Genomic DNA, 18,448 nt, shown 5'->3' with positions numbered 1-18,448 from the left:
GTGATGTGACGTCGGGCTGCATGGGTGATTCAACATCCCCTTTGATGAGGTGGATGATGACAAGAGCACTGAGCGGCGATCTTCGATCCCGGGTCTTGAAGGCTTCGGACGCGGGCATGTCCGCACGGCAGGCGGCGGCGCGGTTCGGCGTCGGCATATCGAGTGCGATCCGGTGGATCGCACGGGCGAAGATCGGCGAGCGGATGCCTCGCCCGCAAGGCCGCCGACGCGCGTCCAGCCTTGATGCCCACGAAGCCTTCATCGTCGGGCTGATCGATGAGCGCAAGGACATCACGCTGAACGAAATGGTGGAACGGCTGGGGGACGAGCGGTCGGTGCGGATCAGCCGCAGCGCCTTGAGCGCATGGCTTCGCGGCCACGGGTGGACGTTCAAAAAAAGTCCGCACACGCACTGGAGCAGGACCGCCCCGACATCCTGAAGCGCCGTCGCGCCTGGTTCGACGGCCAGCTCGATCTCGATCCAGCGAAGCTCGTCTTCATTGATGAGACCGGGCTGTCGACCAAGATGGCCCGTCTGCGGGGACGTGCGCCGCGCGGTGAGCGCTGCCGGGCCGGCGTGCCGCACGGCCATTGGAAGACCACCACCTTCACCGGCGCGTTACGGCTGACAGGAATGACCGCTCCGTTCGTCTACGACGGCGCCATGAACGGCAACGTGTTCCTGGCTTATGTTGAGCAGGTTCTGGTTCCGACCCTGTCGGAGGGCGACGTCGTCATCATGGACAATTTGCCGGCGCACAAGGCGGCCGGCGTGCGCGACGCGATCGAGACGACCGGCTCGAGGCTCATGTTCCTGCCGCCCTACAGCCCCGACTTCAATCCGATCGAAAACGCCTTCTCAAAACTCAAGGCTCTTATGCGCGCCAAAGCCGAGAGGACAATCACAGCCCTGTGGAACGCCGTCGGATCGCTCGTTGACCTCTTCACCCCAGCCGAATGCCGGAACTACTTCAAGGCCGCAGGCTATGACCCGGATTAAACCGGACGTGCTCTAGCAAGGCCGCGTCCGACCACGGCGCCTGTCCCACGAAATGCAACAGAGACTGATGCTTGGCCGCTACCCGCGACGGCGCCGTGACAGCCGCCAACGGTTCCACGCTCTTGCGCTCGATCGGCATCAGGAGTCCCAGGCAGTAATCCTTCAATCCTTCAGCGGCTCAGCGCGGTCGGCGTGGCCGATCACCCCGATCAAAGCATCGACATAGGCGTCGAATGCGGCTTCACTCTCGGCTGTCCAGTCGGGCATGGCGGGGCGCTTCCCTGATCACGAAGCAGCACCCTAACAAATCCCCGACCAGCGCGAATCCCCCCGCAGCCGCGACTTTCTGACTCAGTAAGACTAAGAGCCTTCTCTGATTGGGGTCGTTGAGGTCAAGATGCTCCTGCACTTTTTTCTGGACCGTTCCGTGGGTCACTCGCTTCTCTTCGCGGTCGGCGCTCTGGCCGCCGCATGATGGGGTCAGGAGAGCGAGGCGTCTCAATCTGTTTCACGACCTTGCCGAGTCTTGGCCGGCAGGTTCGGGACTCTCAACGAGATCGCCTCGCCCATCGTCCCCACGGAACGATCCGGGCATCGCCCTTTCGGGCGAAGGCTTTGTTCGTGTTGCGTGTTCCTTTGATTGGCCTCGGTTCACGCCGCCACCGCGGCAGGCTCCTTTCCAAAGCGGAATTCGGTTGCCTCGGCCCACATGCGATGCAGGATGACCGCCAGCTTGCGGGCCACCGCCACCCGCGCCCGCGCCATGCCCCGGCGCCTGGCGATGGTCATGCCCCAGGCCCTGAGGCTCGACCACTTCTTCGATCGCACGAGCAGCGAATGCGCTGCCTCGTAGAGGGCGGTGCGGGCGAGTTCATCGCCGCAGCGGCTGACCCTTCCCTGGATGTCGGTCTCGCCGGACTGGTAGCGCGCCGGCGTCAGCCCCAGATGCGCCCCTACCGCCCGCGACGAGCCGAACCGCTCCGGCCGGTCGATCGTGGCGCGGAAGGCAAGCGCGGTGATCGGCCCGACGCCCGGCGCGCTCATCAGCCGCCGGCAGACTTCCTCCTTGCGCACGATATCGAGAACCTGCTTGGTCAGGCGGGCGAACTCTCCCAGCATGACGGCGAGGATCGCAAGCAGCGGCTCGACCATCGCCATCATCTGGGCGTCGGCGCCGGCCAGTTCCCGCACGCGGCCGGCAAAGCGCTGCGCGACGGCAAGCCCAGTTTGACGCCGGCCTCGCGCAGCATCGCCCGCACCACGTTCTCGATCGAACGCATCTCGTTCAGCACCGTGCGGCGGGCAACCAGCAGCGAGCGCCAGAGCCGGCACTGCCGGCTCTTGACGTGCACCTGCTGATACCAGCCGGTGCGCATGATCTGCGCCAGCGCGCGGGCGTCATTGCGATCGGTCTTGTTGGGCATGGTCTTCATCGCCGCATTGGCCTGCCGCGTCTCGATGCAGGTCGCCGGCAAGCCTTCGGCGTGCAGTCCATCGTGAAGCCAGGCCGCCAGCGAGCACGCTTCCAGGCCGATCCGCTCAAGCGGCAAGCCGGTCCCCTTCAGCGCTTCACACAACGCCTGCGGATCGCTCAACGCTCTCGCCTCCTTCACGATTCGGCCAGTCTCGTCGACAATGCAAATAGAGGTCTCTTCCAAAGACACGTCCAGTCCGGCAAAGTACTTCATGGCTGCTCCTTCCAAATGTTTGTGGCGACTCACATCGACCACGTTTTCACATTTCGACAGGAGCAGCCGCCATCATCTGGCTCGGCCGAGACCCCAATCACCCCATCTGTTTTGAAATTCTACTCTGGCGGCCATCTGATGGCGTTTTCTGCGCTTCCGGTGCTCACGGACCCAAATGTCCGCTCCGGTTCTCGAAACCACCATCATATGACTCGCCAGAGCGAATTTCGAAACAGTCTCTAACTGTATCGCGTTTGTCGCGTCCGCGACACGATGTTCGATGTTCGTCCTCCAACTTCACTCTCATACTCTTGAATTAGACATAAATATCCTTTGAAGTTATTTCTGCTCAGGTGGCATGACTTTTGCGCCATCCGTTTTCGAGCCGGAAGGAACTACCCACCACATTCAGGGGGTGGGTGAGACGTTCATTCGTGCTTCATCAGAGGCTTACAACTGACGCCGAAGGGACCTGGCATGCATGCGACGCTGAAAACTTTATCTCGTTTTGATCGAGCTCGCGTCGCCAAATTAAAGCTCGAGCCCGAGCAAGAACAGTTTGTCGACCCGTTGGATTTTGTGTTCTCCGAGCTTCAAGGGAACGCGCGCCCCGACCTGGAGCATCCATTTGCAGTCGTTGTCCACCATCAGATCGTTGGCTTCTTTGTCCTGCGTGAAAAAGCGGCCTTGCCTGAATGGGCCCCGCCAGGCGTGATTACCATGCACAGCTTCCGCGTAGGCCGAGGATACCAAGGTAACGGATATGGAAAAGCGGCGACTGGACTTGTCTCTCATTGGATTTCGGCAAACCGCCCATCTGCCAAGCGCCTCATGCTTGCCGTTGAAGAAGATAATGCAAGAGCTAGACATTTTTATCTAACGGCAGGGTTTTTTGACACTGGTGCTACTTACTACGACAAAAAGTTGGGCTTGCAAAATGTCCTTGAACGGGAGATAGATTCCGTCTGAATTTGTGACCATTGTGGCTTCCTCTGTCGGCTGTTGCCCGATCATCGTAGCGGTCAAATCGTTCATGCTATACCGTCGTCCGTGAAGAAGGCCCAATTCGCCGATGGTGAGCTGCGAGCAGGGCTCGGTCGGATGGGGCTAGCAATCGGCACGTCGGTTAGGCTGATCGTGACTGGAGCGGCAGCGTTGCGGCGGCTGCGAACAGCGCCAGGAAGAAGGCACACAAAAGCCTCAGCCAGTTGAGCAAGAGGCTGAAGTTGTAGCCGACGGCGGCGAGCACTGCGTTGTTGGCATCGCCTTCGGCGAAGGCCAGGAAGTTGCGGCCCATGCGATGGTCGTTCTTGAGATGGCCGATGACCGGTTCGACGGCGGCCCGGCGTCGCAGTGCCCGCTTGATGGTCTTGGTGAGGCCGCGCCTGTAGCCGGCGACATGAACCTTGAACATCTTGTCCTTCGGCGCGTTGTGGCCGCGATAGCCGGCATCGGTGACGATCTTGCCGAGGGTGACGCCGACCGCGGTCTCGATGGCGGGGATGACGGTGGCCAGCGTGTGGCCATCATAGGGATTGCCGGGCAGCGCCTTGACGTGGGCGACGAACTGGCCGCCGCGGCTGCGCTGCAGCGTGGTGGCGACCGAGACCTTGACGCCGAACTCATAGGGCTTGTGGGCCTTGCCCTTGCCGATGCACTCCACCTCGGGAGCATGCAGGGAGTAGAGCTTCTTGCCCCGCTCGCGCTGGCGCTGGTCCCTGACACGTCGGGCCAGCGACAGCGGCAGGGCGAAGGGCTGCGACAGTTCCGGCCGCCCGGCGAGCTTGCGGGTGATGTCGCGGATCACCGCACCGAGCATGGTGCGCAGTCGCTTGAGCGCCCGGTTGGCCCGCTTGAACTGCTTGGCGTGGGCATAACGCTGATGCTTGATCAGCGCGAACTTGCCGACCCGCGCATAGGACTGGCGCAGGCCGATGCCATGTTTCCTGGCCAGCTTCACCAGCCGCTCGCGGGCGCGATGCATCAGCTTGGCGTCGGTCGGGAAAGTGATGGCCTTCTCCTGCACGGTGGTGTCGACGATCACCGCACGGAAGTCCGCCGGTTTGGCCGCGCCCAACCGGGTCGCTGCCGCAAGGCTCTCCTGGAGCAAGGCCATCAGCCGCTCCTCGCCCATGCGCAGACGCCAGCGCGTCAGCGAGGTGCGGTCGAAGGGCAGGCGGTGCTGGAAGAACTCTTCCCCGCAGAACTGCTGGTAATAGGGGTTCTCCAGCCAGCGCTCGCACAGCGCCTCGTCGGACAGGTTGTGCATCGACTTGAGGATGGCCAGGCCCGCCATCAGCCGTGTCGGCAGCGGCGGCCGGCCGGGATCGTCGTCATAGACCGCGCCAAGCCGTTCTTCCAAAAAGCGCCAGTCGATCGCCTTGGCCAGTTGCACAAGCGCATGATCCATATTGAGGATCTGGTCGAGCCGGGATCGCAACAGGTCGGTCTGGCCGCTCTCGCGCCGTTCCTTCGGCCGCATCGCTCGCTCCCTCGCAGCTTCGCCACAACAGTCGAATCACGCGTACAGGCACGCTTTCAAATTGCCGGAAATCGCCGCTCAAAGCCACGAAATTCGGCAAAATCCAGCCCCGTTATGGAACGAAAAAGCAAAATGAATCAAAGCGTTCCGAGTTCTTCACGGACGACTATACCCGTTCACACTCTCCAACTGACCAGTACCCCCGAGCGTGAAGCAGCGAAGCTGAAGTCGAGGCCGCGGAATAGCGATGGCTAAAGCGGGATTGGACCCACGGACTTAACCTCTTCCATCATGACGCAAGTTCGGAAGCTCTTCACGTTTCCTTTCTTGAAAAACAATTGCCGTGTAAGAGACGTATACTCGTCCATGTCTATGGTAGTAATGATAAGGAGGAAGTCTGCCTCTCCGGTAACGTGGTAGCATTGCTGCACCTGAGGGCAGTTCAGGAACCGTCTTTTCATCCCGTCGAGAAGTTCCAGTTTTCCGTTTTTAGCGGTCACCTCGACGAAGACCGTCTGAGGACGCCCTACCGCTCTCTCGTTTAGGATGGAAATGTCCTTTCTGATTATTCCGGTGGAACGAAGCCGTTTTAGACGTCTCGCTACCGCCGCTGCCGAGAGGCCAACGCGGTCCGAAATTTCGCGCCGCGGCATGAGGTTTAGTTGCACGATTTTAATGTCGAAATCGTCGAGTCGCGTTTTACCAGCCCGCATCATATAGGCATTCTCCTGATGTACGTGGCTCTCACTGCAAATTCTGCGCCATGATAGTAGTCGCGTCGGAACGTCTGAAGGGTAAGGAGCGCACGAATTTGGAGTCTCTAACGACATGAGGCTGCTATCTCTGGTTCTGAACCACTCGGCCGAAGAGTGGAAACGACCACCGCGCGAATGGTTCGAGGCCAGGACCCAGTTCGCCGTGGTTTTCGGCGAAAGGTTCGTCGGCCATGACGAAACCGGCCCCGCGCATAGATTTCCTGACAGTCCCGAGAACCATTGACTTGGAACATGGGAGGGGACCCAGAACCCCACAAACCTGTCTACGAACCGACAACGGATACGCGACCCACTCTTCACGCCAAGTCAGCAGGCGTCGTTCAATCCCGATACGAACAGGTCGGTTCGCGCTCCGGACCGCAATCCCTGTCCGGTCCCAGACACCCGCCAGACTTTGTCCACAGACTCCACTCCTTCAAGTGGATGCGTGTTTATCGATGAGTTCTTTCACCCTCCCTTTGCGGTGCACCTCAGCGTGCGCCCGGCGTTCCGATATCTCGGCGCATTTCAGCTGCATGTCCCGAAAAAGCGTCTTTGCAACGGAAAGCTGGTCGTCGGTTGATCGTTTTCCGGGTCCTCCTCCGAACTGCAGAGCATCCCTGCACTCTTCAAGACTCGCCGGGAACACGCCAGCGAGTTGGCTGGCAAGCTCGCTTCGGCGTTGTGTGGCGCAGCTAACCTGAGACAGTCGCTGCGCGATCTCCCCAATTTGAGTGTGGGCCTCCCTGAAAGGGATGCCTCGCGACGCCATCCGTTCGGCGGCGATGGCCGTCATTGATGACCCGTCTTCCAGATGTTCGCGCATCGACCTGATGTTGAACGACATGTACTTCACGATAAGCGATGTAAGGATGATGGCCCTCGTCAGGGCCTCCTCTGAAAGCCTGAGAGGAGAGCAGCCGTAGTTGCTTGCTTCAATCGAGTTGCTGAAGGGTGCTTTGGAGGTAGCCGTTGCCGCAGAAACGTATGCGCCAATTACGGTGCTAGCCGACCCCTTGATGTGTTCAAGTAGGAACGGGTTCTTCTTTTGCGGCAGCATGGACGAGCCCCCGGCAAGATTTCGAGGAATGTCGATAAGAGCGAGTTCACGAGTCGTCCAGACCTGCAGATCCTGGGCCACACGACTGAGCAAGGTTGAGGTGCTAGCAAAGATAGAAAGCCCGTGCAGGTGATGGTCTCGGCTCGCGACCGCATCAAGTGAGTTGAACGACGGCTCTTCAAATCCTAGAAGACTTGCGGTTTTCAAAGGATCAATCTGCATACTGGTGCCTCCGCCGGCACCAGCTCCCATAGGGCAGTTCCTGATGTCTTCCAGCAGACTATGGAGGCGCTGGCGCTCGCGTCCCAGAGCGAAGAAGACGCCAAGCAAGTAGTGCCCTGGCGACCCAGGGAGTGCGATCTGGTACTGACTGTACAACGGAGCCACAAGGCTCGATGCCTCTTCCGCTCGCTGAAGCAGGGCATCTTGTGCAATTCCAATCTGTTGGGAGATGGAACACGCGGCCTCCCGGAGAGTCAGGAGAGAAATGGTCGCGTTCAAGTCGTTGCGGGACCTAGCGAGGTGCAGCCAGCCGGCCTTTTCCGTGCCAGCTCTGGCGGCAAGTTCGGCCTCATAAGCAAGATAGACGCCACGCGGGGCATCGCGGCCCTCCAAAGACTGAAAGCCCTCGTCCTGGAGATCCCAGATGTGCTTGAGGAGATCGGCAGCGACCGCCTTGCTGACCAAGCCCTGGTCCGCAAGCATCACCAGATGTGCTTCGTCTATGGCCGCTTGGTGCTGCAGAAGGCGGCCATCGCGCGAAAGTTCTATAGGCGGGGCGAGCAATTTCATCGCTTCGGGATGTAGGTTCCACCCGCCCTCACTTGACCCAGCGACTTGCGTGTTGGCCGTTTTGTCAGCAGCCGTCTCGATTTCGATTACAATGGAATCGATCACCCGTTGCGCTGCCGCGACGGCGACATTCAGTTCATCAGCAACGCCTACGGAGTAGGCTACTCGGTCTCTGAAGTCGCCATTTATTTTAACTTCCTCCCCCTCAGATTTCAGTAGCCCCGCCTCGGGCACTGTCGGGTCTGGTTTTCGAGAGAATTCCAGGCGTTTGAGCTTGCCGGATTTGTGAGCGAGTTGGAAACGGATAGCTCCCGCCTTTGCACTCGCGCGTGGGGGCGTGAACCCTTCTCCCGCGTAAAGTTTAATCACCATGTCAAGGATTGACGTTCCCAAGGCGTGGGAGAGCATGACTGGAATCATCCCTCCAGCCAGCCTGGGGTTGACCTCGATGATGACGGGGCCCGACTCCGCTATCACGAACTCTACATGAGCCGGTCCGAAATTCAGGCCCAGAGCCGACACCGCGCCCGCGGCAAAAGAGGTCAGTTCCCGTAGAGATGGCTCCGGTAGCGGGGCCGGGAAGTCGTGTCCCACCTCGACGAAGCAGGGAGCCGGCCCTTTGTGCTTGGCAAGAATTCCTAGGCAGTGCAGCGTCCCATCGTACGCAATTATCTCTGCAGAATATTCCTTGCCCTCGACATATTGCTGGATGAGGATGTCGGGACTGGGCAGATCCACTTGATCGAGCAGTGCGCCCCTTGCACTCTCAAACGCCTTGATGGCGGCGGCGGCACTATCGCACAACCTCACGCCGCTACTACCACTTCCGGACACCGGCTTGACGACCACCGGCAGAGTGGCTTGGGCAAGAATATTCTCGACGTCTCTGACGGAATTGGCCAGCCGTGTTTCAGGGATCGTGATTGATTGTCTCTGTAACTCGGCAGCTTGCTTCCATTTGTGCCGGCATGTGGCTATAGCCTCCGAATTCGCTGCCGGTAGCCCCATCGCCATCGCGACACTTGACGCTGCTTCCACAAAATAATCCGACGACGAGTATATACCTGCCAGGCCTCCTAATTTGGCAGCGACCCCGACGAGTTCGTCCGGACTGCGCGTTTCAGCTTCAATCACTTGAGCGACCGAGTCTTTGAGGAACGGATAGCGCGCAGGATTGCGCGTAACAAGATAGGGCTCAAAACCCAAGGCTCGGGCCCGCTTCATCAACAGTTCGCCAGTGCCCGTTGTGTTGCTTTCCACGAAAAGGAAGCTACCTCGGTTCATCATGACGGGTCCTCCGAAACGTTTAGGACAGCTTCCCTGCTTCTCCGATTCCAGAGATATCGGTTCCACGGTGGGAGGGCAGTCGAAGGGTGATTTTCGGTTGTCGGCGCCTCCAGCAGAACACCTTCGTTTAGACATCCGTTCTGCTTGAGCCACTCGTTGTCGTAAACAGCTTCGACGTAGCGGTGGCCTTCATCAGGACATATGACGACTACGCTTTCTCTTGGATATTGCCGAGCGCGCCAACGCCCAACGATGTAGCTCGCTCCGGATGTCGGACCGGCGAAAACGGCGTGCCGTTCGTGGAGGGATCGCGTTGCAGCAAATGCGAGCGGAGCCGAGATGAGATGCACCTCGTCATACAGTTCATGCTTCACGTTCTTGGGGACAAGACTGTTTCCCAGCCCCCGCAGTTTCCGTTCGCCATCCTGTTGGCCAAAAATGACGCTGTTAAACGTGTCCACTCCAATCAGGCGCGCGCCAGGGGCTTTTTGGCGGAGGCGCTCTATCGTTCCGCAGGTAGAGCCGCCTGACCCCACAGAACCGACCAAAGTTACGTCGGCGTCCAATATCCCCGATATCTGATCGGCGAAGCGCTTATAGGCTGCGGGGTTGTCCGGTGTTTCGTATTGCCGGGGCCAGAAACAGGAGTGGCCCAACTGTCTCATCCTGGCATGTAATGCGTCGAGGCGGCTTCTTTGATAGCCACCATGCTTCGCCTTTTCAGTTATTATGAAGACTTTGGCCCCCAAGGAGGTCAACCTGTTTTCGAGGCCTTTGTCCATCACTGGGTCTGTAAAGATTTCGAGCTGGAATCCACGTTCCCGGCAAACTACGGCCAAACCGAGCGCGAAGGTTCCGCTCGAGGTCTCGAGAACTTTCATGCCGTGCGTCAAAGCCCCTCGAGCCAGCGCTTGCTCAATGATGTACTTCGCAGGCAGAAGCTTCATGAACGCGAACTGCGCTAGATAGAGGTTTGTCTCACACCTAATAATGCTGGGGAGAGCATAGGCATCGGAATAGCCGGAGAATGGCAGGCCTTTGCGAACAGCGTCCATATTGCTTACCTCACCGGCAGCCAGTCAGGGTTAGATATATTTTTGGCGAGTTGTCGAGCGGCGATACATGGGCAAGCACGGACCGAAGCTTCCGTGGAAAGTCAGCCGCCATTCGATCAAGCAGAATTCCTATCATTGTGCCGCTGTGCGCGACGATGACCCCGAGAGCGCCAGTGGCCTTGGATGCTGCTAGCATCGAGTTCAGATGCTGCTTTGGCGCCCGCTCCTGATGCAGGAGCGCGCTGGCCGTAGCTATTCTGCCTATCGTCGCCGTGTCACCGCGCGGAATTGCTATCCGTGCGCGGTCGAGTAATTGGTGATATTCTGCTCTGTGGCTGGTGGAGATTTCCCCTCGCCGTTGATCATAGTCGACGGTTTCGACGATCCCTCCTTCATCGATACCGACGATTGCAAGCGGCGGCATTTGCCCAAGGAAGGAGAGAAGGCCGCATGTTCGCTGTTGATATGCGACCACGCCTGGGTACATCACCCCGTCGGATGGCTCGATCTCTGCCATTAGCTTCTCGATCAATGATGTCCGGACTCTACTCTTGAAGCAGCAGGCGATTGACCGTGCCGTCGCAACAAGATCCGCGGACGAACTCGCCAGCCCTTTGCCTTCCGGGAGCTCAGATTGCAAAAGGAGGATTCCTCCCGAGGCGCCGAGCGCAATCACGAGATTCTCAGCCAGTCGTTTTGCTTTAACTTTATGTGACGGATAAACGCTTACGGTTCGTGTGCCTGCAATCGGCATGAAGTGGGCTCGCGCAAAGAGCGCGATGGGCATCGTGACCAAGAAGTGGGGGTCACGGGGAATGGAGCCGACCGGCAACTGGCCTTGCAGCAACTCGCCGAATGTGCCGCAACAAAGAGCGTCGCCAGAATGAACCCTTGGCTGCTGGCCGTCCTCGGCGATAATTTGGGCCGCATCCGCGCCCTCGAACGTCTGGTGACACATATATGGCCTCCAAACTTCATCGGCGACCGCGTCGAGAAGTTCTCTAGTCAACATGCTCGCCCCGCCGCCTGGGGGGCCGATAGGATGCGTAGAATTTTGGATCGCCATATCACTTCCCCTGTCAGGTAGATTGAAGTGTGATTTGCAGCTACAGGACGAGACCTGGATCATCGCAACAGGGCTCGGGTTTCAGTTTGGATACTTTCAGGTACCTAGGGCGCCAGGTGCCCGACCTCGGACATTGGGGTGAACGTACCATTTGTCACGATTAGCGTGTGCAAAGATTCTGTGAAGTTACTTGTAGGATCTGTTACACTGTTTGACGACTGGGGCGCATGATGACGGTGGGTGCGACGTTCAAGGGGCCATTTTCGCGCAGGCAATGATGTTCCTTTTTGCGCGCTGATGCCTGGCCGCTTGGCGTTCGTTGGCCCTGACGTACATTGCGGATCATCGGGGATAGAGCGAGATAGCGGCCATGTCGGCTAATCGCGCTCGGTAACATTCCTCGAGGCAATAGGGGGGTCAAATCCTCACTTCGCTTGACAAGCGGTTTTCAGCATCGTACGCGTCGACGCAACTTTAATTGCAATTCGCCCTGGTAATTGAAACAAACAAAGCACTCCAGGGCCGCAGGTGATGAAATTCCGCCCGATTTCCAGACCTGTCCAAGTAGGTCCGCTGGGCTCGCAGAGGCCGACGACATTTCAAACCACATCGCTTTGTGCAGTCGGCGTTTCAGCAGCTGACGCATTTTGGCGCCAACCTCTCCTTCCCAGGCGTCATCCTCACGAGGGCGATAGACTTCTCACAGGCCCTATCGTGTTGGGAGGAGATATGCGCAGTGTTGAAATTTTTCCGGGACTCTGCAATGCAAGCTTTTACTACTTGGATTTTCAAATGATTGGAGACTTCTAGGGTAGGCTTTGAAGCCAACCAACTGTTTCTCTACTCCTGCTGGACATGTTTGTCGGGGGTGCCGGTTGCCAGATACTTATCGCCTCGCCCCGTCCGTGCGGCGCCAGCCGCGCGTATCAGAACATCGGGCAAGTACGGCTCACCTCGATCCGGTTCCAGCCGATCGCGGAGCGCGAAACATTCCCCGCTTTCCGACGAATGGCGCCAACCCTTCCGACCTGCGCTTCACTCGAGGAGCGTCAGATAAATCTTTCCCGAAAGCTGGCCTGCACCATGCAGCCGCTGCGTGCCAAGGTCGATATTGAGATGGAGGCGCAAAATCGGGAAATGCTATCTGCGCTGAGCGAACGCGCCCAGATGCAGCTGCGACTTCAGCAAACCGTCGAGGGCCGATCGCAGCGATTAGCTACTACGTCGTCGGCCTGTTCGGACACGCTTATGCCGCTGTCCCCCAGGTCGGCGTCTCGATCGACGCTGACCGGGCGATGGCTTCGGCAGTACCCATCGTCGTCCAGCTTGGTGGCCATCTTCGTGCACAGCCGCCTTCGGCAGGCGCCAGACTCCGTGTCGTCCCTTCCAGGCGACGTCCGGCGGCCCAGTCCGCTCAGAGTAGAATGGCTGAGTTCTGTGGGAAACCGAGCGGTGTCACTCGTCGGAACATCAAGGTTGCCCCAGTTTTGGCGCGGACATCGAGCAGAATGGACCAGGCGGTGACTATCGAGCTTCGGAATCTGAGATGGGCGATCGTGGCCGCGCAGCACCGCAGTCTACGGCAGGCTGCGGAAATCCTGAACACTCGCCAATCCACACTCAGCCGCAGCTTGCGTGATCTTGAACATCAATTTGGTGCCATACTCTTCGATCGTACCAATGGTGGCACCCGGCCGACCGAAGCAGGCTTAGAATTCCTCGATGCCGCCCGGCGCATCGTGGACGAAACGGAAGCAATTGCTGCGCGCCTCAAGACCCGCTCGCGTGGCGAGAGCGGTCGATTGACCATCGGCGTCCATTCCTCACTCTCAGCCGGCAATCTCCGGGCCACTCTCCTCGATCACCGGCGCCACTTTCCCGATGTCGAGACGCATCTGGTCGACGGATCGAGCGACTATCTGATCTCCGACCTCGACAGTTCCGCCATTGACGTCGCCTTCGTGGCTGAGCCCAATTCGAGGTGGAGAGACAGGTCACTATTGATCTGGAACGAACGTGTCGTCGCCGCTCTCCCCGAGAACCATCCGCTGACCGGCCGCGATGTGGTTCACTGGGGCGAACTGAGGCACGAACCGCTTTTGTCGTCACAGCGTGGACCGGGACCGGAACTCCTCAAGCTCCTCATCAGCAAGATGGGATGTTCCGATCCTTGTCAGCTGCTCCGCCATGATGTGGGGCTCGACCGGCTCCTTAGCCTGGTCGGCGCGGGCTGGGGTGTCCTACTGGTATTGGAAAGTGCGACTGGCGCTGCCTATCCGGGTGTCACCTTCCGCGAGGTGCATGATGCCGAAGGTCCGACGCGGCTGAGCTTCCGCGCCTATTGGCGGGAGGCCAACTGCAATCCGTCGCTGCGTCCGTTCCTCGACCTGCTTCGTGAGCGCTATCCGGACCTCTTAACTGACCCGGGTGCGGACTGAGCAGCATTTCGGCGTGCTTTCGCAAAGGCTCGGTCGGTCGCCATGAAGCGCTCGATCATCGGCACGATCAACTTGGCAGGCTCAATCGGCATTGTCGCGCCACCGGTATGCGTCAGTATCTCAGCGTAGCTTTTTAGATCTCGAAACAATGCCGCCGGAATCTCGATGGCCAGCTTAACCGGCTTGTCGTCGGCGAGCGGTCCAAGTTTCAGTTTCGTCACGGTGTTCCTCCCTGACCGTAGGGCGCCAGCACGAGGTCACGCGTGACGATGACGCGCACCGGGAAACCCGGCCGAACCGTCAGAGTCGGCTGGATGTTGAGCTGACGCTGGATGATTTGTTGGCCTGTCTGGCTGATCGAGTTGGAGGCGCCAGAGCGGATCGCTTGCACCAGATTGTTCTCGTCCTGGCTGGTGCCGGCTTCAGCCCCGACGCTGAGCAGCGTCGAAAGGACAGCTGCCTTGAACAGCATGCCCCAATGGTTATCGACCTCGTCCTCCAGTCCGGCATAGCCGCCGGTATCGGCACCGGGCTCGCGTTCCAGCACGATCGACGTGCCGTCCGGCATGATGAGGCGGCTCCAGACCAACAGGATGCGCGATTGCCCGAAGGCGACGGAGCTGTCGTACTGGCCAATCAGCTTGGCGCCTTGCGGGATCAGAAGGAACCTCCCCGTTGGGCTATCATAGACCGCCTCGGTCACTTGGGCGGTAATCTGACCAGGGAGATCGGATCGTATGCCGGTGAGGAGGGCGGCCGGAATGACGGAGCCCGCCTGCACGACATAAGGCGAGGCCTTGGCCTGGAGGCGATCGGGGCTGATGGTGCGCGTGTCGGTCGAGGCAGTCAGGAAGGCGGTCTTGCGGTCCTGCATGTTCTGAGCCGAGCCAGCATCGACCGGTGGCGTCGCATTGGCGCCGGTGTCGGTCCCAGCCATGATTGTCGGCGCCGGGGGAGCGATGCTTTGTGGCTGCTGGGTGGTCTGGGCAAAGAGCCGGCTAATGCGCGCAGCCTCCGTCTCCTGTGCCAGCCTCTGCGCCTCGGGATCAGAACCTGCCCCGGAAATGACCGTGTTGGGCGCTACGCCGGCATTGAGGATCGGGCGGCCGAGATCGCCGGGCAGTGGCGGCCCAAGTGGTGGGGCTTGGCGTGGCAGACCGGTATAGTCTTTCGGCAGACCGGCGAGACCATCTGCGGATGGCCGGTTCTGCGTATTCAATAACTCTTGCCCCGTTTCGGCCTTGTTGCGGGTCTGGAGCGCATAGCCGAGCGCGCCAGCGACAGCGAGCGCCGAAACGCAGCCCATGCCGATCAGCACCTTGCGCGAAAGGCGCGTGACGCGCGGTCGCCCCGCCCGCAATCGCAGATTCGGCGGCACAGGGGACGCAGGCGCGGCGCTTCCTTCTTCGTTCGGCGCGTCCGTCATGACCGAGGTCTTCCATCGGTGCGCACGATGCGGACACGGCGTTCACTGTCCTTGTCACCAAGGCGCAGCTCGGCAGCGCCAAACAGGCGGTCGACGATGTAATAGTTGCGGCGGACCCGGTAGTTGACCAGTTCGGAGGCACCGGCGGGGCCGATGACGAAGAGTGGCGGCATCTCACCCTGGCGGATGCCGGTCGGAAACTCGATATAGACCTTCTCGCCATCGTCGAAGGCGCGCAGCGGCCGCCAGGCCGGGTTGTCGCCCTGGATCGCATAGCGGAAATTAGTAGAGGCAAGATCGACGCCGGTGGCGATCGGTGCGGCTGCTTCCGCAACCACGTTCTGCCGGCGCAGCGCGATGAGCTGGTCCTCCGGATATTGCCAGGATACCGAGGCCATGTAGGTCTTCTCGGTCGAGCGGAGTTCGAGGAGGTAGGTGCGCTTGTCCGTGTTGATGACGAGGTTTGTCACCAGCTCCGGCCGGGTCGGCTTGACCAGAATATGGATCTTTTTCGTCGCGCCCGCGCCGCTCTCGGTATCGCCGATGATCCAGCGCACCGTGTCGCCGGCGGCGACCGGTCCGGAGCCAACAAGCTGTTCGCCCTCCTGTAGTGCGACGTCGGTGATCTGGCCAGGCGCGGTATAGACCTGATAGAGCGCACCGCTCGAATAGGGATAGATTTGCACGGCGTTGATGAAGCCGGCGCGCACCGGCTGGATGCGGGCCGCGGCATTGGCCCGGTTGACACGCACGGTTGGATTGGCGGCTTCAGGGGTGGGTTTGCCACCCGCCAGCGACTTCAACTGCCCGGGCAGCGGCAAGGGCCTGGGCAACTCGACGACCTTGACCGGCGCTGGCGGATCAGCGGTGAGCTTCGCTGGTGCTGCGTTGTCATAGTCGATGTCCGGCGGAATGAATTTTGATGCGCAGCCGCCGAGCGCGGAAACGGAAAACAACAAAGCCGCCAATCCGGCTTTACGGAAAACCGCAAGACCTCCTTTGTGGCTCTGCCGATTTGCGGTGATCCGTAAAGCCGGACCGCCGGCGTCCAGAGAAATCGGTGGGGTCATTGTCCCAGCTCCTTTGACCAGTTGATGGCGTTGACGAAGATGCCGAGCGGGTTCATGCGCAGCCGGTCGGCATCGGTGGGCGGCTGGATCGCGATGGTGAGGATGGCAGTCCAGCGGGTGGTGTCGGCGAGCGCGCCATCCTGGTAGCGGCGCTCGACCCAGGCGACGCGAAACGAATCCGGGGAAGCGCGGATGACGCTGGAGACGTCGAGCGCGACCTGCTGCTTGCCCAGCTTGCCGAACGGATCGTTGGCGCGGGCATAGTCGTTGAGCGCCATGGCGCCGGCCGTGGTGGTGAAGTCGTAGGCCGAGAGCCAGTTCTGCCGAACGATGATGGGATCGGCCGGCAGCGAACGGACCATCTCAATGAAGTGGGCGAGATACCAGGCGATCTGCGGATCGGACGGCGTATAATCCGCCGTTGCCGGCGCGACGGCCTGCGCCTGTCCGAGTTTGTCGACTTGCACCACCCACGGAACCGCCGTGCCGTGCGTCGACTGCCAGACGAGGCCGCCGGCCAGGCCACAGGATAGGATGAGCGAGCCGAAGGCCATCAGGCGCCAGTTCCTGGCCTGGACGCGGGCCGAGCCGATGCGCTCATCCCAGACCTGCGCGGCCTTTTGATAGGGCGTCTCGGGTTCGGGGGTGCGCCCATAGCGCACCGAGGATCGGCGGAACATGGGCTACTCCCTCTCGGACAGATTGACGGAATGGCCGCCGCCACGGCTGTCGCCCGACTTCACAGCGTCGGCGGTGGTTGAGGCGCCACGCTTCATGCGTTGCGCCCAGGCGGGTGATGATGAATTGGCGGCGCCAGATGTGCCTGCATCGGTCGCGGCGACGTTGTCTGTCATGCCTGCAACCGCCTGCCCGCCGGACTGGTAGCTCTCCTTCAGACCGCTGACGGCGCGGGAGGTTGCACGTCCGAACGAGGCGATCGCCGCGCTGCCGGCAGTTCGACCGACGCCGCCCAGGCCGGATGCGACACCGGAGGCGCCGGTCTGTCCAGCCGAGCCGAGACTGTAGGCCGCGGATGCGGCGCCAGCGCCATAGGATGCACCCCGCGCTGCCGCCGCGGCGCCGGAGAGCGTTGCCGCACCTCCCCTGGCTGCCAGACCGATTCCAGCGCCTCCCGCGAGGGCCGCTCCACCCACGGCCAAGCTCGTGCCGACGGCAGCGCCCGCACCGAGCTGCGGCGCTCCGGAGACGAGGCCCGTCGCAATACCGGGGCCGAAGATGCCAAGCCCGAGCATGGCGAGAGCCGCGAGGACGACAGAGAGGGCCTGCTCGATCGTTGGCTGGCCGTCGACATAGGTGGTGGTGAACTGCGAGAAGAGCCCTGTGCCGATGCCGACGATGACTGCCAGCACCATCACCTTGACGCCGGACGCCACGATGTTGCCGAGCACCTTCTCGGCAAGGAAGGCAGTCTTGTTGAACAGCGCAAAGGGAATGAGGATGAAGCCCGCGAGTGTCGTCAGCTTGAACTCGATCAGCGTGACGAAGAGCTGCACCGCCAGAATGAAGAAGGCGATCAGCACCAGCAGCCACGACACCATCAGCACGGCGATCTGGACGAAATTGGCGAAGAATGAGGTGAAGCCCATCATCTGGCTCGCCGCGTCGAGCAGCGGCTGACCGGCGTCGAGACCGACCTGGGCAAGGCGGCCGGGCCGCAGGAAATCGGCAGTGCCGATCGACGAACCGCCCGCCTTCAATCCAAGCCCGGCGAAGCTGTTGAACACGATGGCCGAGAGATTGTTGAAGTTGGTGATGATGAAGGCGAAGAAGCCGATATAGAGCGTCTTCTTCACCACCCGCTGCAGCACGTCCTCGTCGACGCCCCAGGCCCAGAACAGGCCGGCGAGCGTGATGTCGATCACGATCAGCGTCGAGGACAGATAGGTGACGTCGCCCTTGATCAGCCCGAAGCCGGAATCGATGTAGGTCGTGAAGGTGTTGAGGAAGGTATCGATGACGCCGACATTGTTCATCGCGCATCTCCCGGCGTCTGATGCCTCGGCACGGCGTTGGCCGGAGTGGCGCTGTCTGGCATTGGTGGGGGCGGCAGCGACCGCGCCGGCCTGCCGAAGAAGCGATTGCGGTTCTCCTCCCAAACCACCTGGCAGCGCGGATCTTCGGCATCTTGGGGACCGAGCGCGCTGCACCGGCGCAGTTCGGCCGAAAGGTCGTCGGGCGCGGAAGTGGCCGCGACATCGGGCACGGCCGGCGTGACAGGCCGTCGGTTGATCGCCGCCACAGTCGCGATGAACACGCCGATCAGCACAACGATCGCCAGTGCACGGAAGATGTCCGATCGCCCCATCGT

14 protein-coding genes and 4 pseudogenes are annotated in these 18,448 nt (G+C 60.6%); 5 read left to right on the top strand and 13 right to left on the bottom strand.

What is annotated here, in order from left to right:
• Positions 1 to 56 precede the first annotated feature (56 nt).
• Positions 57 to 1,000 (top strand): IS630 family transposase gene (locus DBIPINDM_RS22625; protein WP_258580841.1). Its coding sequence is split into 2 segments (ribosomal slippage): positions 57 to 393 and positions 393 to 1,000, totalling 945 coding nucleotides; the frame shifts between segments, so codons are not numbered across the junction.
• Between the two features lies 1 nt (position 1,001).
• On the opposite strand, the pseudogene DBIPINDM_RS22620 reads toward DBIPINDM_RS22625, so the two are convergent.
• A pseudogene (locus DBIPINDM_RS22620) lies at positions 1,002 to 1,267 on the bottom strand (transposase); the annotation flags it as partial.
• Positions 1,268 to 1,651: 384 nt separating this feature from the next.
• Positions 1,652 to 2,688, bottom strand: a pseudogene (locus tag DBIPINDM_RS22615) (IS110 family transposase).
• A 477-nt stretch (positions 2,689 to 3,165) separates the two neighbouring features.
• Between DBIPINDM_RS22615 and DBIPINDM_RS22610 the strand changes: the two are divergent.
• A complete protein-coding gene (locus tag DBIPINDM_RS22610) occupies positions 3,166 to 3,657 on the top strand; it encodes a GNAT family N-acetyltransferase (RefSeq protein ID WP_258581319.1) in 492 nt (163 codons plus the stop codon).
• A 157-nt stretch (positions 3,658 to 3,814) separates the two neighbouring features.
• Here DBIPINDM_RS22610 and DBIPINDM_RS22605 read toward each other — a convergent pair whose 3' ends face one another.
• Positions 3,815 to 5,170 carry an IS5 family transposase gene (locus DBIPINDM_RS22605; RefSeq protein WP_258581318.1) on the bottom strand — a complete coding sequence of 452 codons (1,356 nt, stop codon included), beginning with the start codon at positions 5,168 to 5,170 and terminating at the stop codon, positions 3,815 to 3,817.
• A 251-nt stretch (positions 5,171 to 5,421) separates the two neighbouring features.
• Positions 5,422 to 5,886, bottom strand: a complete 465-nt coding sequence (locus tag DBIPINDM_RS22600; protein ID WP_258581317.1) for an Lrp/AsnC family transcriptional regulator — start codon at positions 5,884 to 5,886, stop codon at positions 5,422 to 5,424.
• Between the two features lie 112 nt (positions 5,887 to 5,998).
• Between DBIPINDM_RS22600 and DBIPINDM_RS22595 the strand changes: the two are divergent.
• Positions 5,999 to 6,169: pseudogene (locus DBIPINDM_RS22595) on the top strand (hypothetical protein); the annotation flags it as partial.
• 192 nt (positions 6,170 to 6,361) lie between these two features.
• Here DBIPINDM_RS22595 and DBIPINDM_RS22590 read toward each other — a convergent pair.
• The 3 genes from DBIPINDM_RS22590 to DBIPINDM_RS22580 are packed head-to-tail and all read right to left on the bottom strand — an operon-like array spanning position 6,362 to position 11,131.
• The gene (locus tag DBIPINDM_RS22590; protein WP_258581316.1) at positions 6,362 to 9,064 is read right to left on the bottom strand and encodes a lyase family protein; all 2,703 of its coding nucleotides are present in this window, start codon (positions 9,062 to 9,064) and stop codon (positions 6,362 to 6,364) included.
• Entirely contained in the window at positions 9,061 to 10,119 is a 1,059-nt protein-coding gene (locus DBIPINDM_RS22585; RefSeq protein ID WP_258581315.1) for a cysteine synthase family protein, read from the bottom strand. Before DBIPINDM_RS22585 ends, DBIPINDM_RS22590 begins: the two co-directional genes overlap by 4 nt.
• A 10-nt stretch (positions 10,120 to 10,129) precedes the next feature.
• Positions 10,130 to 11,131: a hypothetical protein gene (locus DBIPINDM_RS22580; RefSeq protein WP_258581314.1), complete on the bottom strand. Its 1,002-nt coding sequence runs from the start codon at positions 11,129 to 11,131 to the stop codon at positions 10,130 to 10,132.
• Between the two features lie 909 nt (positions 11,132 to 12,040).
• Here DBIPINDM_RS22580 and DBIPINDM_RS43440 point away from each other — a divergent pair.
• Positions 12,041 to 12,450, top strand: a pseudogene (locus DBIPINDM_RS43440) (DUF3422 family protein); the annotation flags it as partial.
• Positions 12,451 to 12,693: 243 nt separating this feature from the next.
• Complete coding sequence (locus tag DBIPINDM_RS22575) at positions 12,694 to 13,623, top strand: LysR family transcriptional regulator (protein ID WP_258581313.1); 930 nt, start codon at positions 12,694 to 12,696, stop codon at positions 13,621 to 13,623.
• Here DBIPINDM_RS22575 and DBIPINDM_RS22570 read toward each other — a convergent pair.
• Genes DBIPINDM_RS22570 through trbK-alt form a run of 6 tightly spaced genes read right to left on the bottom strand, consistent with a single transcriptional unit; the run spans position 13,587 to position 18,445 of the window.
• On the bottom strand, positions 13,587 to 13,844 hold the full coding sequence (locus DBIPINDM_RS22570) for a DUF2274 domain-containing protein (protein ID WP_258581312.1): 258 nt from the start codon (positions 13,842 to 13,844) through the stop codon (positions 13,587 to 13,589). The genes DBIPINDM_RS22575 and DBIPINDM_RS22570 overlap by 37 nt on opposite strands.
• Positions 13,841 to 15,049: a TrbI/VirB10 family protein gene (locus DBIPINDM_RS22565; RefSeq protein ID WP_258581311.1), complete on the bottom strand. Its 1,209-nt coding sequence runs from the start codon at positions 15,047 to 15,049 to the stop codon at positions 13,841 to 13,843. The genes DBIPINDM_RS22570 and DBIPINDM_RS22565 overlap by 4 nt, the downstream gene beginning before the upstream one ends.
• The gene (gene trbG, locus DBIPINDM_RS22560; RefSeq protein WP_258581310.1) at positions 15,046 to 16,119 is read right to left on the bottom strand and encodes a P-type conjugative transfer protein TrbG; all 1,074 of its coding nucleotides are present in this window, start codon (positions 16,117 to 16,119) and stop codon (positions 15,046 to 15,048) included. Before trbG ends, DBIPINDM_RS22565 begins: the two co-directional genes overlap by 4 nt.
• Positions 16,116 to 16,799 carry a conjugal transfer protein TrbF gene (gene trbF / locus DBIPINDM_RS22555; protein WP_258581309.1) on the bottom strand — a complete coding sequence of 228 codons (684 nt, stop codon included), beginning with the start codon at positions 16,797 to 16,799 and terminating at the stop codon, positions 16,116 to 16,118. Before trbF ends, trbG begins: the two co-directional genes overlap by 4 nt.
• Positions 16,800 to 16,802: 3 nt before the next feature.
• Entirely contained in the window at positions 16,803 to 18,113 is a 1,311-nt protein-coding gene (trbL, locus tag DBIPINDM_RS22550) for a P-type conjugative transfer protein TrbL (protein ID WP_258581308.1), read from the bottom strand.
• On the bottom strand, positions 18,110 to 18,445 hold the full coding sequence (gene trbK-alt / locus DBIPINDM_RS22545) for a putative entry exclusion protein TrbK-alt (protein ID WP_258581307.1): 336 nt from the start codon (positions 18,443 to 18,445) through the stop codon (positions 18,110 to 18,112). The genes trbL and trbK-alt overlap by 4 nt, the downstream gene beginning before the upstream one ends.
• Positions 18,446 to 18,448: the final 3 nt, after the last annotated feature.

It is taken from the genome of Mesorhizobium sp. AR02 (genome assembly GCF_024746835.1).
GTDB lineage: Bacteria > Pseudomonadota > Alphaproteobacteria > Rhizobiales > Rhizobiaceae > Mesorhizobium.
The sequence above is the reverse complement of the archived record's forward strand: the minus strand, read 5'-3'. Positions and strand labels throughout refer to the sequence as shown.

Excerpts from the sequence above, each read along its gene's own strand:
- DBIPINDM_RS22590 (WP_258581316.1), bottom strand. The coding sequence starts at position 9,064 with ATGATGAACCGAGGTAGCTTCCTTTTCGTGGAAAGCAACACAACGGGC.
- trbG (WP_258581310.1), bottom strand. The coding sequence starts at position 16,119 with ATGACCCCACCGATTTCTCTGGACGCCGGCGGTCCGGCTTTACGGATC.
- DBIPINDM_RS22585 (WP_258581315.1), bottom strand. The coding sequence starts at position 10,119 with ATGGACGCTGTTCGCAAAGGCCTGCCATTCTCCGGCTATTCCGATGCC.
- DBIPINDM_RS22565 (WP_258581311.1), bottom strand. The coding sequence starts at position 15,049 with ATGACGGACGCGCCGAACGAAGAAGGAAGCGCCGCGCCTGCGTCCCCT.
- trbL (WP_258581308.1), bottom strand. The coding sequence starts at position 18,113 with ATGAACAATGTCGGCGTCATCGATACCTTCCTCAACACCTTCACGACC.
- trbK-alt (WP_258581307.1), bottom strand. The coding sequence starts at position 18,445 with ATGGGGCGATCGGACATCTTCCGTGCACTGGCGATCGTTGTGCTGATC.
- DBIPINDM_RS22600 (WP_258581317.1), bottom strand. The coding sequence starts at position 5,886 with ATGATGCGGGCTGGTAAAACGCGACTCGACGATTTCGACATTAAAATC.
- DBIPINDM_RS22580 (WP_258581314.1), bottom strand. The coding sequence starts at position 11,131 with ATGTTGACTAGAGAACTTCTCGACGCGGTCGCCGATGAAGTTTGGAGG.
- DBIPINDM_RS22610 (WP_258581319.1), top strand. The coding sequence starts at position 3,166 with ATGCATGCGACGCTGAAAACTTTATCTCGTTTTGATCGAGCTCGCGTC.
- DBIPINDM_RS22605 (WP_258581318.1), bottom strand. The coding sequence starts at position 5,170 with ATGCGGCCGAAGGAACGGCGCGAGAGCGGCCAGACCGACCTGTTGCGA.
- DBIPINDM_RS22575 (WP_258581313.1), top strand. The coding sequence starts at position 12,694 with ATGGACCAGGCGGTGACTATCGAGCTTCGGAATCTGAGATGGGCGATC.
- trbF (WP_258581309.1), bottom strand. The coding sequence starts at position 16,799 with ATGTTCCGCCGATCCTCGGTGCGCTATGGGCGCACCCCCGAACCCGAG.